Annotated in this window: 17 protein-coding genes; 2 read left to right on the top strand and 15 right to left on the bottom strand. The window is 57.3% G+C overall.

Annotated elements, in window-relative coordinates:
• The 8 genes from SELSP_RS04495 to SELSP_RS12170 form a co-directional block, all read right to left on the bottom strand.
• Positions 1-366: a YraN family protein gene (locus SELSP_RS04495; RefSeq protein WP_006193021.1), complete on the bottom strand. Its 366-nt coding sequence runs from the start codon at positions 364-366 to the stop codon at positions 1-3.
• A complete protein-coding gene (locus SELSP_RS04490) occupies positions 363-686 on the bottom strand; it encodes an EscU/YscU/HrcU family type III secretion system export apparatus switch protein (protein WP_407635833.1) in 324 nt (107 codons plus the stop codon). The genes SELSP_RS04495 and SELSP_RS04490 overlap by 4 nt, the downstream gene beginning before the upstream one ends.
• Before the next feature lie 5 nt (positions 687-691).
• Complete coding sequence (locus tag SELSP_RS04485) at positions 692-2,806, bottom strand: mediator complex subunit 15 domain-containing protein (RefSeq protein WP_013740719.1); 2,115 nt, start codon at positions 2,804-2,806, stop codon at positions 692-694.
• Positions 2,807-2,836: 30 nt separating this feature from the next.
• Complete coding sequence (locus SELSP_RS04480) at positions 2,837-3,604, bottom strand: ribonuclease HII (protein WP_006193017.1); 768 nt, start codon at positions 3,602-3,604, stop codon at positions 2,837-2,839.
• Positions 3,604-4,512, bottom strand: a complete 909-nt coding sequence (gene ylqF, locus SELSP_RS04475) for a ribosome biogenesis GTPase YlqF (RefSeq protein ID WP_006193016.1) — start codon at positions 4,510-4,512, stop codon at positions 3,604-3,606. Before ylqF ends, SELSP_RS04480 begins: the two co-directional genes overlap by 1 nt.
• A 325-nt stretch (positions 4,513-4,837) precedes the next feature.
• A complete protein-coding gene (locus SELSP_RS04470) occupies positions 4,838-5,083 on the bottom strand; it encodes a hypothetical protein (protein WP_013740718.1) in 246 nt (81 codons plus the stop codon).
• Positions 5,080-5,205, bottom strand: a complete 126-nt coding sequence (locus SELSP_RS12545) for a hypothetical protein (protein ID WP_006193014.1) — start codon at positions 5,203-5,205, stop codon at positions 5,080-5,082. The genes SELSP_RS04470 and SELSP_RS12545 overlap by 4 nt, the downstream gene beginning before the upstream one ends.
• 101 nt (positions 5,206-5,306) lie before the next feature.
• Entirely contained in the window at positions 5,307-5,540 is a 234-nt protein-coding gene (locus SELSP_RS12170) for a hypothetical protein (protein WP_155815092.1), read from the bottom strand.
• 222 nt (positions 5,541-5,762) lie between these two features.
• Between SELSP_RS12170 and SELSP_RS04460 the strand changes: the two genes are divergently transcribed.
• Both SELSP_RS04460 and SELSP_RS04455 read left to right on the top strand, forming a co-directional pair.
• Entirely contained in the window at positions 5,763-5,948 is a 186-nt protein-coding gene (locus tag SELSP_RS04460; RefSeq protein ID WP_006193011.1) for a type II toxin-antitoxin system HicA family toxin, read from the top strand.
• A gap of 28 nt (positions 5,949-5,976) precedes the next feature.
• Positions 5,977-6,393 carry a type II toxin-antitoxin system HicB family antitoxin gene (locus tag SELSP_RS04455; protein WP_006193010.1) on the top strand — a complete coding sequence of 139 codons (417 nt, stop codon included), beginning with the start codon at positions 5,977-5,979 and terminating at the stop codon, positions 6,391-6,393.
• A 553-nt stretch (positions 6,394-6,946) separates the two neighbouring features.
• On the opposite strand, the gene SELSP_RS04450 is transcribed toward SELSP_RS04455, so the two are convergent.
• The 7 genes from SELSP_RS04450 to mfd form a co-directional block, all read right to left on the bottom strand.
• Positions 6,947-7,237, bottom strand: coding sequence for an FtsB family cell division protein (locus tag SELSP_RS04450; protein WP_232362361.1), 291 nt, complete (start codon positions 7,235-7,237; stop codon positions 6,947-6,949).
• Positions 7,238-7,322: 85 nt separating this feature from the next.
• Entirely contained in the window at positions 7,323-7,769 is a 447-nt protein-coding gene (locus tag SELSP_RS04445; RefSeq protein ID WP_013740717.1) for a hypothetical protein, read from the bottom strand.
• 39 nt (positions 7,770-7,808) lie between these two features.
• The gene (locus SELSP_RS04440) at positions 7,809-8,939 is read right to left on the bottom strand and encodes an MGDG synthase family glycosyltransferase (protein ID WP_013740716.1); all 1,131 of its coding nucleotides are present in this window, start codon (positions 8,937-8,939) and stop codon (positions 7,809-7,811) included.
• Positions 8,940-9,061: 122 nt separating this feature from the next.
• Positions 9,062-9,814 carry an SDR family NAD(P)-dependent oxidoreductase gene (locus SELSP_RS04435; protein ID WP_006193005.1) on the bottom strand — a complete coding sequence of 251 codons (753 nt, stop codon included), beginning with the start codon at positions 9,812-9,814 and terminating at the stop codon, positions 9,062-9,064.
• Between the two features lie 78 nt (positions 9,815-9,892).
• A complete protein-coding gene (locus SELSP_RS04430) occupies positions 9,893-10,171 on the bottom strand; it encodes an HU family DNA-binding protein (RefSeq protein ID WP_006193004.1) in 279 nt (92 codons plus the stop codon).
• A 120-nt stretch (positions 10,172-10,291) separates the two neighbouring features.
• The gene (locus SELSP_RS04425) at positions 10,292-10,987 is read right to left on the bottom strand and encodes an SAM-dependent methyltransferase (RefSeq protein ID WP_006193003.1); all 696 of its coding nucleotides are present in this window, start codon (positions 10,985-10,987) and stop codon (positions 10,292-10,294) included.
• Positions 10,984-14,340: a transcription-repair coupling factor gene (gene mfd / locus SELSP_RS04420; RefSeq protein WP_006193002.1), complete on the bottom strand. Its 3,357-nt coding sequence runs from the start codon at positions 14,338-14,340 to the stop codon at positions 10,984-10,986. The genes SELSP_RS04425 and mfd overlap by 4 nt, the downstream gene beginning before the upstream one ends.
• Positions 14,341-14,431: the final 91 nt, after the last annotated feature.

Below are 14,431 nucleotides of genomic sequence, written 5' to 3'. Positions count from 1 at the left end.
CTAAAGACCGTCAAACTCAAATGCGTTTTCATAATGATTCACCGTATAGGATCCACCCATAACGAGAACCTCAAGGACATCAAAACGGCAAAATCGCTCTCCTATGGCGCGTTTCTGCATATACAAAAGTGCCGTGCGAAAAATACGCCTTTGCTTCGTATATCCTACCGCCTGCGCAGGTGCACCGAAACGCGTCGGACGGCGTGTCTTGACCTCGATAAAAAGCAGCGCGCCTCTATCCTCGGCGATGATGTCGATCTCGCCTGTCTTAGCGCGAAACTGCCGCTCCAATATGCGGCAGCCGCGTTTCTCCAGATACTGCGCCGCCAGATCTTCGCCTCGATCGCCAAAACTCTTCGTCGTCATCTCGGCAGCTCCGGCTTTTGATGGCGCTTGTCTATGCGATAGACATAAGCGAGCACCTCCGCCACTGCGCGGTAAAGCTCCGGCGGGATCTCGCGATCGAGTTCCAGCGCCATCAACATATTGACGAGCGATTTATTCTGATAGACGGGAATTGCATTTTTCTGTGCCGCTGCGAGGATGTTTTCCGCAACAAAGCCGCGCCCTTTCGCCACGACTTTCGGAGCATGCTGCTTTTCCGGCGCATAACGCAAGGCCACAGCTCTCTGATCAGCGACATTCTCGTGCTCATCCAACGGCAAATCCTTATTTTCACTGTTCATATTTATCATTCTTTACTACCCGCTACACTGACCTTGAGATCGGAAAGTTCCAATGTCATCGTACGAAACGATTCTCTGAATTCGGGAATATACGCCTTGAAATCCTCTACGGCAGACGGCTCCGAAAAAAGTACGCGCATGTTGAGACTCTTCGCGTCGTACACTTGACAGGTAAGCTCCACTGCACCGATGTGGTCTGTAAGCACACATAGTCTAAGCCACGTTTCTTTGTGCATGCGTCCGTCCTCAGGCGAATACTTCTCCTCATTGTAGACATTGGCATAAGCAGGGAAACTCTGTTTTTCTCCTTCGCCCATGTATAAGGGCATCATGAAGTTCAGCGAGCGGTGCGTATTGCCCTTGCCATCCGTCTGGAAAAGGCTTCCTCCCTCCATGGATCGCTTCATCGAGGCGGCAAACTCCGCAACATCCTTACCCGCGCGCTTGAGCTGCTGCTCCTTCATATCCTTCACTGCCGTCATGTCACAAAGCTGCATGAAAGCCCAGAGGCGCGGCAGATCACCGAGATTTTTCTGTGCAGCAGCCTGATTGACGGCCGCGGGAACATTATTCTGACTGAGGCGCAGAAGAAGCTGCAGCTGTTTCGCCTCCTTGTCCGGCAAGAGCTTTTGTCCGTTGTTGACAAAATCGCGCAACAAGGCGGCATCCTTCTCCGTAAGCGGCATATTCTTCAGCATGAATGCCGCCGTATCTTTCAGACTCTGCATGAGCTGCGGTGTATTCTGCATCACGGGCATCTGTCGCGTAGCAGACTTCGCCTCGCCCTGCTGCATACTTGCAGACGCATTGTTCAGACTCTGCCCCTGCTGCAGGGTCTTTTCCTGCGCTGTATTCTGTGGACTTCCGTCCCTTCTCGTCATCTGCGAATTCGCACTTTGCCCATCTTGACGCGATCCTGCAAATTCAGATGAGCTGCCATCTTGCGGCACATTGCGCATCATCTGCTCGCTTGGCTGTCCCTTGCCCTCAGCACCACCGCCCTGAGCCGAACCTTTCTGCTGCACTCCGTTTTGCTCCTGCGGCACGCCCGCCTGACCCTTGCCTTCGGCAGCAGCGCCCTGACTAGATCCTTTCTGCTGCTGTGTTGCTTCCGAAGCGCCATCCTCAGCATTCGGCAGCAATCCCGCTTCCGCCCCCTTGCCGCTCTGCTGTGCTGCGGCATCACTGTGCACGGACTGCTGTAAAGCAGATTTTCCCTGCGCCGCATCGCTTTCCGGCATACTTTGCGGGAAATTCCCCTGCGTTGCTTCTTGTTGTGCGGTACGCGGATTGTCACCCGCAGGTCTCGGCATCTGCCCCGCCGCTTCCTGCTGCACCGCCTTCGCTCCGCCTTCACCTGCATCACGCATCGGCAAATTCGCATCGGCCTCAGCGTCCGCGCCGTCTTCGGCCATCATCTGCCCTGGCATGGTCGGCAATGCGCCCTCCTCTCCGGGACGCGGCATAAAATATTGCACAAGTGACTTCAAAAAGTCAAAGGAACTCGCCTCGCCGGCGCCCTCCTGTGGCTGCACCTGCACCAGGAGCGTCAACGCCTGCTGCAAGGCCGCGGGCAGATCCTCCAACGCCTTGGTGTCGAGCAGCTGGAAGGATAATTTATTCAGCAGCGCCGGTTCCAAGGAGCTTCCGCCCTCCTGCGCCGTCAAAAGCGACTTCAAATTCCGCAGCAACGTCTGCATGCTCTCACTGAAACCACTGACCTCGACGCCTTTTTCCGCGAGTGTACCAAGCTGCGTGAGCATACGCGAGAGCGTACCCAACTGCTCCAACGAAAACCGCTGGCTCTCCGTCGTGCTGCCAAGACCCTCTTCCAGTGTCGCACTCAACGAAAAAGAGCTTTCCATGACATTGCGAATCACCTTCTGCAAGTGATCCGGCAAAACTTCCACCGAGTCTTCCTGACCCTGGGAAATCTTCCCGAGCACAGAAGACAAATCTGCAATGGAATTTCGTATGGAGACATTCGTTTCCTTTGTAAAAGGAGAAGACGATGCGCCGTCTCCCCGCCGCGTTACGGCATCCGCCGATCCTGTCGTCTGAGGCCGCTGTACGCGCTGCAAAGACCCCGCAGCATTAGCGGCATTTGCTTCCATTGCCATGAAACGAATCCTCCGTGCAATTCTTCTAAATCAATACGCTGACGCCATCGAACGAATCGGTTCGAACGATCTTCTATGGATGGGACAAGGACCATACTTTTGCAAAGCTTCCAGATGCTCTGCTGTCCCATAGCCTTTATGCTTCTTGAATCCATACTGCGGGTATTCTTCGTCATACTTCAGCATCAAGCGATCCCTCGTAACTTTTGCCATAATAGAAGCCGCTGCGATTGACGCTGACTTCGCATCCCCATGTACGATTGAAAAAGACGTCATGGGGAGCTTCAGCGGCACGGCATCAAGCAAGACGTGCTGCGGCTGCGGCCGCAGGCTCGCAACGACTTCGCACATCCCCTGCTTCGTCGCTTGATAGATATTTTTTTCATCGATGATTTTCTCTGAAATACTCACGATTTCCACTGCAACGGCACCTTCCGTGATAGCAGAGAAAAGTTTCTCGCGCATGGCTGCCGACAATTTCTTCGAATCATTCAAGTGCGGCAGAAAAAATCCCAAGGGCAAGATGACTGCAGCGACCACCACAGGTCCCGCCAAAGGACCACGACCAGCTTCATCGACGCCCGCCACGAGCGTACAGCCCTTCTCACGCGCCAGAAATTCATAATGGTACAGCGCTTCGACACGAGCGCGTTCCTGCTCCTCCCGCTCCCAACGATGCACCAATCTCTGCACCCCCGCACGGGAATCCGACAGACATCGCGCCTGCAGTTCTTCCGTCCACTTCCCTGCACGATAAAGGCACTCCAATTCTCTTATCGTCATTTCTTCCTTATCCATTAACCGTCATCCACTTCCTCCGCTGCCTCCGTCGGCGGTACATCCAAGCTAATCTTGCCAAACTTTCCCATGCGAAATTCCGCCAAAAGGATGTGCTGCACCTTCTCGAAATCAATGCGCCCACCTTTCAAAAGGCACCCGCGCTTGCGCCCGATTGCATCCATAAGTCCCTCCGTCGTCTCAGGCAGCGCTTCCTTGAATTTAAACCGCTCCTGCAATCGTTCCTGATGATCGCGCCGCAGAGTCGCAAGGAGCAGATGTGCCACACTCTCCAAGTCGTAGATCTCGTCGTTGACCGCGCCGGTAAACGCCAGCTTAAGCCCCACCCTAGGGTCTTCGAACTTCGGCCAAAGGATTCCCGGCGTGTCGAGGAGATCGACATCCGCTCCGATGCGAATCCACTGCTTCGCACGCGTAACACCGGGTTTATCCGCCGTCTTTGCTTTCGCTGCGCCTGCCAGACGATTGATCAGAGATGACTTTCCGACGTTCGGTATACCAAGAATCATCACGCGTGCCTTGCGTGCGGCAACCCCCTTCGACACCAGTCTTTCCGTACGATACTTTGCCTCCCTCTCTATAAGCGTCAAAAGCTCCTTCATGCCCTTCCCCGATACAGAATCGAGCGCCACCGCCGGAATCTTCTTCGCACGAAAATGCTCCAGCCAGCGTCTCGTCATATTCTCATCCGCCAGATCCCTCTTGTTGAGCGCCACAACGCGCGGCTTATCGCCGATGATTTCCCGCAACATGGGATTCGAGCTCGCCGCTGGAATCCGAGCGTCAAGAAGCTCGACGACAACATCGACAAGTTTCAGATTCTCCTCCACCAATTCCCGCGCCTTCTTCATATGGCCCGGATACCATTGGATGATGGGCAGATCGTTTTTTCTGTCATTTTCCGTCATGATGTATATTCCTTTCAAGCCTTGATTCTACTGGATTCTTACAGTATGTGCCTAAGTATAAAACAAAGAAATCGCAATTTATCGTTATCCATACTATACCATATTTTAGCGTAAAAACCCATAAACGGGAGACAAACGGGAGACGAGAACGTAAAACGGGAGACAGAAAAACAGACCCGAAGCCGAAGCCTCGGGACTGTATCCATCGTATATTTACGCCTTGTCCATCGGCAGCGTCTTGGTCAGAACCATCTTGACCACCCACAACAATCATCGCGCATCGACCTCCTTCCAGACGATCCGCGCCGTCGCCGCCCCTGTCGTCTCATAGCTGCGCTGCCATCCGTATAAAAAATGACGGCCAGTCGCCGCCTTGACGACTTCGCATAGTATTTCCATCGTAGCGAAAGACGCCGCTCTTATAGTCCAAGCGATTGGAGTTCTTCGTGTAGCTTGCCGAAATATCTTCTTCCCACTGCGGCGCGAAGCGAAACACTTCTGCGCCAAGATACTGCGCCGGCAGTCCGAAGGCAAAACGTGAAGCGCCCTCCATCGGCTCGTCATGCATCATATCCCATGCCTCAGGGAAATCCGGCGCACGTTTTTCGGCACGGCGACAAGAGCATCCGCATCCTCATGGATGCTGCACGGATAGGTGCCGTCGGCAAGAAGACGACCTCGGCGAGCAGCCATTGGCGCAATTCTTCCACCGCACGATTTTCCTACACTTCCGGTTTGCCGTGCGGCTCATTCGGAATGGGCGCGTCGCTTTCGGACACTTGACACGCCGCAAGCTAGTCCTGCAAGCGCGTGAAAAAAATATGGAAGGTTTCTGTCAGATACTTTTCTACCTCTCCCCAAAGAAGGTCGATGCTCCACGCCTTGCGTGCGCTCAGCTCGCGTGAAGCGACGAGGAACGCCGACGCATAAGAAGAAATAGACGAAGGCGTGGCTTTCCAGCACATCGACCGCCACAGCGAGCGACTGCCACGTTCTCGCAATTCTCGTCGTTTCGCTGCCGTCCGCATGGACTGTCGTGAGCACCCCCGTGCGCACATTCGCCATCGGTTGCGGCGCTCTGCCGAGGCTCTTACTCATACCACAAAACCGCCCATAGATTTTTGTGTCGCGCATGTCGGCATCGCCATCGCCCCTTTCTTCTTCGACGGATAAAATATTCTCGCAATAGTAAAAGCCCCCTTGAACTATATGCGCATAGTGCATATAATATAGAGGAAGGAGTGAACACGATGAGATTCAAGGAACTTGACAAATTGCTGAAGAAGAACGGGTGGCAGCCTGTTCGCTCGAAAGGTTCACACCAGCACTACCGAAAGGAAGGCGTCGCCAAAACCTTGACAACTCCGAATCACCCCGGAGACATCAACCCCTTCATTGTGAAAAGTGTCTTGAAAGAGGCTGGAATCCAATTATGACACCCGTCTCCGAAAGGAGGAACATCTTATGAACCTCGTTTATCCTGCTATATTTTACCCCGATCCCGATTCATCTTCTTTTGCTGTTACAGTGCCCGATCTTCCCGGATGCATCTCCGGCGGCAACTCCCTTTCCGATGCCATCGCTATGGGCGAGGATGCCGCCTCGGGTTGGATTCTCGGCGAGCTTGAGGACGGCAACGAAGTGCCGCCGGCAAGCAGCATCGCAGACATCCGCCCCGACCCCGAGATCGGCGAGGGCTTCGTCAGTCTGCTCTCGCTCGACATGGACGCATACGCTGCGAAATACGGCAGCAAGTCCGTTCGTAAGAATCTCACGATCCCCGCATGGCTCAACACCTTTGCCGAAGCCGAGCAGCTCAACGTATCCAAAGTCCTGCAGGACGCGCTCACCGCGCTCTATGAGAAGAAAGCCGCCGTCTGAGCGCCGCGCAGCATATCCCAAGCGATATGCTGCTTTTCTTTTGCCCTGTTACTGCTGAATGCTGAACCCGTTCATGCCGTACACCGTACAGTCCGCGCCGCCTTGTATACGGGAACACCTGATGCAACGCACCCGACTTCGGGTAGCTGATCTCGTAGAGCTGTCCCGCGCGATTCCCGCGCTTACCCAGAGCACGGACGGGCTGCGCAAAGGAGCCGCGTCAATGTCGGCACGCAAAAACGTCGCCGCGCATGTCGTCATGGAAAAGAGCTGCACGCTCTCCGATTCAATCGCCGTAGCTTCAAAAGTTGCCGATGACGTGAACATGTTGTAGCTGTTGCGGCTGCCGGAGAAAATCAAGCGTATGTGCCTAAGTATAAGATACACGCACAAACGTCCACTTTGTGGACATTGTGCGCCGCCCTTACAGAAACCTAGCCAATCAGTCTGCGCCCTTCGGGCTTGACTTCTTGGGGTTTCACGCTAAAACAAAGAACTCGTAACAAAAAGAGACCGCTGCATGCGTCTCAGCGACTCATGCGGCAGCCTCTTCTCACTTTTTCGCGATATACGGCAGCTCGCCCTCGTGTGTCATGCCGAGTTCTTCGCGTGCCGTCTTCTCGATGTAGACGGGATCGTCGAGCTTTGCCTTGAGATCCTTAAGCTCTGCGTTCTCCCGCTGCGCTGTTTCCAGACGTTGCTGCGCCGCCGCACAGTCGCGGTCAAGCTCGTTCAGGTGAATCTGCTGATCGATCATCGTGTAGGAGAAGTACCCGAGCACGCAAAGGATGACGACGACGAACCAGTCGAGCCGGTGTCCCCTGCGCTTGCTTTCCGTTGCCATCTCCATCACGACCTTCCGTGCGCATCGATGCGCTTCTCCTGCCCGTACAGCTGCACGGAGCATCTTCCTCCTGCGATTGGGGCAACTACTTCTCCGCCCACTGAAAATATTCCGTCGTCGCTATGCGCCGAAATATGGAATCGCAGCTCGCACAGCGAAAGTGCGAAGAGACGTTCTCCATATCCGCCTTGCCGTCCACGAGATGAACTGGCTGCCATTCGACAAGGTCGAGCTGCCCGCCGCAGCGAGGACACGGCGCGTGCCCCTCGGCGTCAGCGCGCAGGATCGTCGGCGCGAGATCGCCGACCGCCTTGATCTTCGGCATGTCGAACACATCGTAATAGCCCGAATTCAGAAGCTCGCGGTAAAACACCCTGCAGTTGTCGCATTCATAGCGCGGTTTCACGCCTTCCAAATCCGCCTTGCCACCCCGGATCATGACCGTGCCGCCCTCAACCGTGCGAAGTGGCCTGCCGCACTGCGGACAGCGAAACGCGCCGTTCGCGTCCTTTTCCAATTTCGATACTGCCACAAAAACCACCCTCGCCCGAAATCGTAAAAAACATATTCGTCAACCGACGCTTGCGCCTGCCGCCTGCAGAAAGCGGGCGATCTCCTGCGCCGCTGCGGGGCGGCTCGCGAGACGCGCCGCCTCTCGCATGGAGGCGAGACGCGGGGCGTCTCCCAGCAGCCCCATGACGAGAGCCGCCAGATTTTCGCCCTTGCCGAGCCAGACCGCCGTGCCGCGCTCGCTTGCAATCATCGCATTCTCAAGCTCCGGCCCCGGAATCGGCTCGTGCAGAATCAGCGGCACGCCCATCGCCCACGCCTCGCTGATGGTCAGTGCGCCGGGCTTCGATATGAGAAGCGCGGCGGCCGCCATGAGTTCGGGTACAGCATCGGTATATCCCCAGGCGCGAACCGCATGGTGCGAGCGCACGGCATGTTCCTTGACCCAAGCGAGAAGACGCTCGTTCTTCCCTGCGACGACGAGGATCTGCAGCTTTTCCGCGACATCCTCAATCTTCTCCAGAGAATGAGCCACATCGCCGAGTCCGAGACCGCCGCCCATGACGAGGATCGTCGGAAGCGACTCGCTGAGTCCGAGCCTTTCACAAATCGCCGCACGGTCAAAACCTGCCGGGGAAAGCGGCAGGATCGGAATGCCCGTCGCATGAACCGCCGTCGCCGCACAGCCTTCCTTGACGAGGCTGCGCCGCATCCTCTCCGTCGCGACGAAGAAGGCGTCGACACCCGGATAGAACCACATGCGGTGCACGCTGTAGTCCGTAAGAACCGTGGCGAAAAAGAAATCTTCCTCGCCGCTCTCCTTGAGGCACGACGCCGCACCCTCGGGAAACGGATGCGTGCAGATCACCGTGTCCGCTGCATGACGGCGCACAAGACTGCGCATGTTGCGCTTCGTCAAGGAAGCGATGAGCTTCTGCACGGGCGAAGCGCCCTGCCTGTGCCCCGTGAAGCGATAGAGCAGCTGGTAAAGGTTCGGCATGAAGTGCAGCATCTTCAGGTAGACCGCCTTCATGAACCAAGTGACCCACGCCGTATCGCGCTTCGTGAAGTCGACGACCGCCACATGCGCCTCCGGCTCCGCCCGCAAAAGAGCCGCTGCCAAGGCTTCCGCTGCCTTCATGTGCCCCGAGCCGATCGACGCCGCTACGATCAGATAGCTGCGAGCCGCCATGACCGACCTTCCCTCACTCTTGAAAATGAAATAATCAAACAATTCTCCTTTGTCATGCCCTCTATTTTAGCACAAGCAAGGAGCAGATACAACGAAACAGACGTTCGCTGCTGCCTGCCTCCTCAAGCCGTAAGGCCGCCGTCTACGCTCCACGCCGCGCCCGTCACGAAGGAAGCGGCATCGGAGGCCAGAAAAAAAATAATATCGGCGACTTCTTCCGCCCGCGCGATACGACCGAGCGGATAGACGCCCGACATCTGCCGCAGAGCCTCTTCACGGTCAGGAGCATCCTGCAGCTGCGCCTCCGTCATCGGCGTTGCGACGTCTCCGGGGCACACGCAGTTCACGCGCACGCCGAAAGGCGCAAGCTCCAAGGCGAGGGATTTCGTGAAGAGCGTCACGGCGCCCTTCGATGCGCAGTAGGCCGTGCACAGAAAATTGCCGTGAATTCCCGCATCCGACGAAAGATTAACGATGCTGCCGCGACTCGCCTTCAAGGGCGCAAGCGCCGCCTGCGTCGTAAAAAAAGCGCCCTTGACGTTCGTGTCCATGACGTCCTCGAATTCCTCTTCTGTCAAATCCTCCAGCGCGCGTTCCAAATAAATCCCCGCCGAGTTCACGAGAACATCGAGGCGCGAAAAGCGTTCGCACACCGCGCCCACGAGCCGCCTCGCCTCATCGGCGCGGCGCAGGTCGGCAGCGAAGAATGCGGCGCGCCCATCGAGCGCCAATTCACCCAACGAGGCGAGCGCCGCCTCGCCACGCGCGGCCGATCGCCCCGCCAGTGCGACCGTGCTGCCCGCCTGCAGGAAAAGACGCGCCGCTGCAAGACCGATGCCCGACGTGCCGCCCGTAAGAAGAACAACGCGATTCATGCGAACCACCTCTCGAAAACTGTAAAACGCTACGAAAAAAGGCTGGGTAAAAACCCAGCCCTCGGAGAGCCACCGTGCTCACTTGTTGTTGACAGCGTCCTTCAAAGCCTTGCCCGCCTTGAAAACAGGATTCCTCGAAGCGGCAATCTTGATTTCCTTGCCCGTCTGCGGATTGCGGCCGGTACGGGCAGCGCGATCCTTGACCTCGAACGTGCCGAAGCCGATGAGCTGAACCTTGTCGCCCTCGACAAGAGCCTCTTCGATGCTCTCGATGATCGCGCCCAGAGCCTGCTCGGCAACCTTCTTCGACAGACCTGCTTTTTCCGCTACGTTAGCCACTAATTCCGTTTTGTTCACGTTTGTAGCCTCCTTTTGAATTTGTTACGCTACCTTTATTCGCTGTAGTTGCCTAGAATCCTCTTTCTCACCGCGAAAAAAGTGCAAAAAAACTTGAAAAACCGCCTTTCGCAGGCTTTTTTAATCATCCTGGAAGCTATCGCAAGGGATGAAAAGGCTCGTCAGATGATCTATGTCCGTCTGCCTGTCGATTTCATAGAGCGGCATCGGGCGCACGGATTCATCGGGCAGCGCAATGTTGTGCAGATAGATGACTTCCCTCTCGTCCTTCATTCGCTCCATCAAGGCGAGTTTCAACTCGGAAGCGATCTCGCGGCTGTAGACCTGCGTGAAGAGCACCCCCGTCGAAAAACGAAAGGTCATGCCCGCCGCATCCGATGCGTCGAGGATCGTAAGACCTTCGACGGGATCGATGCCGAGACTGCCGTAGAGCGTCTCTATGAAGCTCATGCCCGGCAGAATAGAAAGCTCCAAGCCTTCCTTCGCACACAAATCACGCAGAAAAATGACCGTGCGCTCCGCCACAAAGGGGCTGCCGGGCACGGCGTAGACGATCTCCTCGCCTGCGCGCGCCCTCGCGGCGAGATCTTCCGCAATCGCATGGTAAAGCTCCTCAAAACTTTGCGCCTTCTCATACCAGGAATCGTAGCTCGTGAAAGGAACGCCGCGCCGCTTAAGTTCCGCCACGGACGGATGAACCGCCGTGCGCAGCAGAAGGCTTCGCCCGCTCGTCATCGCCTCCATGCTTTCGAGCGTGATGAGTCCGAAGCGGCCGGGGCCGAGTCCCACGACCGTGATACTTCCCGCATCTTTCATCTGCGCCCGCCTCCTTTCCCATTTGCCTGAACTTTTTTCGCTGCCGCTCCCCTCGCCGAGAAAGCGTCCTGCTCGCCCTTCAGCAGCATCAGAAGGCGCGTGATGAAGTTCGCGATGTTCTTCTTGTACTGCGCGGCCAGACGTATGCGAAGCATCTGCTGCGGCGGCGGCAGCATCTTGGCGTTCCTGCCGAAGAGGCCGAGGAGCTTCAACAGCCCGTCGGGATCGAGCATCGGTTTCTCGACAAAAGAGATTTCCAAGAACATCGGCTTTTCCACGACGGAACGTATGCCAAGTTCTCGCGCGTAATTGCGTATGCGTGCGACTTCCAGCAGACGCAGCACGACGGGCGTCGGCTCGCCGAAGCGATCGATCAATTCGTCGAGCAGTTCCTGAATCTCCGCATTCTTACGAATCGCTGCAATGCGCTGGTAAATCTCGATCTTGTGCATGGGATCGTTGATGTATTCGCCGTCGAGGTAGGCTTCCGCCTCGATGTCGACAACAGGTTCAAGCTTCTCTTCAGGCGGCTTTCCCGTGCGCCTCTCCTCGATCGCCTCGTCAAGAAGCTTCGAGTACATCTCGAAGCCGACGCTCGCGATGTGACCGTGCTGCTCTGCACCAAGGAGGTTCCCCGCGCCGCGAATCTCAAGGTCGCGCATGGCGATCTTGAAACCTGCGCCCAGCTCGGCAAACTCCTTCATCGCTTGCAGACGCTTTTCCGCCATCTCGGACAAGACCTTGTCGGCCTGATAGACGAAATAGGCAAACGCCATGTGATTCGACCGGCCGACGCGGCCGCGCATCTGATAGAGCTGCGACAAACCGAAACGATCGGCGTTGTATACGATGATCGTGTTCGCGTTCGCCACGTCGAGACCGTTTTCCACAATGCTCGTCGCAAGCAGGATGTCGTAGCGCCCCTCGTAGAAATCGACCATGACGCGCTCCAAAAGCTCTTCCGCCATCTGCCCGTGCCCCGTCTGAATCCGCGCCTCAGGCACGAGCTCTTCGAGCCGTCGGCGCATGATGTCGATGCTCTCGACGCGGTTGTAGACGAAGTAAACCTGCCCGCCACGTCGAAGTTCGCGGCGAATGGCATTCTTCAAGACAGCGCCGTTGTCCTCGATGACGTAGCTCTGCACGGGGAAGCGCTCGGCGGGCGGCGTCTCGATGATGCTCATGTCGCGCGCTCCGACGAGCGACATGTGAAGCGTCCGCGGAATCGGCGTCGCCGAAAGCGTCAGCACGTCTACGCCCGCCGCGAGTTTCTTGATCTTCTCCTTCTGCTTGACGCCGAAGCGCTGCTCCTCGTCGACGATCAGAAGCCCGAGGTCGGAAAAATGCACGCGCTTCTGATTCAGGATAGCGTGCGTGCCGATGAGCACGTCGACCTTGTTCGCCTCCAGACGCTCGATCGTCGCCTTCTGCTCCTTCGCCGAGCGAAAGCGGCAGATGACGTCGACGCTCACGCCGAAATCGGCGAAGCGTGCGGAAAACGTCTGGAAGTGCTGCTGTGCAAGCACGGTCGTCGGCACGAGCACGGCGACCTGCTTATGATCCATGACCGCCTTGTAGGCGGCGCGGATCGCCACCTCCGTCTTGCCGAAGCCGACATCGCCGCAGAGCAGGCGATCCATCGGCTCGGGCTTTTCCATATCCGCCTTGATCTCCTCAATGGCGCGGCGCTGGTCGGGCGTCTCCTCATAAGGGAAGGCGTCCTCGAACTCCCGCTGCCACGGCGTATCGGGGGAAAATGCGAAGCCCTTCGCCGCGCGGCGCTTCGCGTAGAGCGCGATGAGTTCGTCGGCGATGTCCTCGACGGATGCGCGCGCGCGCGCCTTCGCCTTGACCCACTCCGTGCCGCCCATGCGGTGCAAACGCGGCGTCTCGCCCTCCGAGCCGATGTATTTCTGCAGGAGTCCCACCTGATCGGTCGGCACAAAGAGCTTGTCGTCGCCGCCGTACTTGATGTGCAGATAGTCTTTCTTGATGCCGCCCACATCGAGCGTTTCGACACCCAGATACTTGCCGACGCCATGATTCACGTGGACGACGTAATCGCCGACGTTGATCTCGCGGAAGTGTGCAATGCGCTCTTCCTTCGAGGCTTTCTGCGCGAGTTTCTTCTTCTGCCTGCCGAAGATGTCCTTTTCGGACACGACGATGAGCCGCGCCCCGGGCAATTCGAAGCCGTTCGAGAGCGTGCCCACCACGATGTTCAGATAAGCGTCGCTCAAAGGCTCGTCTCCCGCTGCAACGGCAGATGGTATGCGAGACTTCGCGAAAAGCTCGCGCAGGGAAGCAGCCTTCTCCGCCTCACCGACGAGAAGGACGACGTGCTGCTTGTTGGAAAGCCAGTTTCGCGCCTCATTCTTCAAAAGATCCATCTGCCGTTGGAAGGGCGCGACTGCCTGCACAGCCAGGCTCACGAGACTGTCCGGCTCCGCGCCGTGGATCTTCTGCAGCATGAGGGCTGCGAAGAAGGTCGCATTGCCTTCAGCGCCCGCCACAAGTTCTTCCCATGAGAAAAGTTTCGACCTCAGCTCGGGCGTCTCCTTGACGAGTTTTTGTGCACTTTCACGCGTGCGCAAAGGTTCGTCGAAAATGACGGCACCCTCACCCTCCAAGTAGGAGAGGAATGTCGCAGCCTCGCCGGATTCCTCGGGGGTAGCGACGGGCAGCACCACCGCCGACGGCACATTGCGCACGGAGCGCCGCGTCGCTGGATCAAACTCTCGCAAAGAGTCGATCTCATCGTCGAAGAATTCCAGACGAAGCGGCAAGGACGCATTGAGCGGATAGATATCGACGATACCGCCGCGCGCGCTGAACTGCCCGAGTCCATCGACCTCGCCCGCTGCCTCGTAGCCAAGCTCGACGAGACGCGAAAGAAGCGTCTCGCGCGAGAGCGTCGCACCGACTTCAAGGCGCAGGCTCATGCGCTCGAAATCTCGGCGCGATACTCCCTTCTGTACGGCGGCGGCGGCGTGAGCGAGCACGATGACAGGATTCTTCTTGAGCAGCCTGCCGAGTACGCCCATGCGCAGAGCCGTGCGTTCCATGCCCTTCGCCGTCGCTTCCACCGCCATCATGTCGACCTCGGGCAGTTCCATGAGTTCGCGCGTCGGCAGAAGAGCCGTCAGATCAGCGCGCCACGCCTCGATCGCCTCGCGGCTGTGCGTGACGATGACCACGGGCTTCTCTGCGGTGTTGCAGGCGGCAGCGAAGAGCGCGTGCTTCTGCGAGCCGCTGAGACCGTAGACGAGCGTCTTGCCCGCGCGGCGCGAAAAGGCCTCGACAATCTTTCGAGCCGAGCCATCCTGCATCATTTGTTCAAAAAGTGCTTTCATGATTCCACCATTCGGCAAAGCGCGAAAAGGAGCTTGGCGAAGCGCCAGCCCCTCTGCGCAGTGCGCCGGAAGGAGTACTCCCAACGCACTT

The sequence above is a fragment of the Selenomonas sputigena ATCC 35185 genome, from assembly GCF_000208405.1.
Taxonomy (GTDB): domain Bacteria; phylum Bacillota; class Negativicutes; order Selenomonadales; family Selenomonadaceae; genus Selenomonas; species Selenomonas sputigena.
This window is presented reverse-complemented; position numbering and strand designations above follow the sequence as displayed.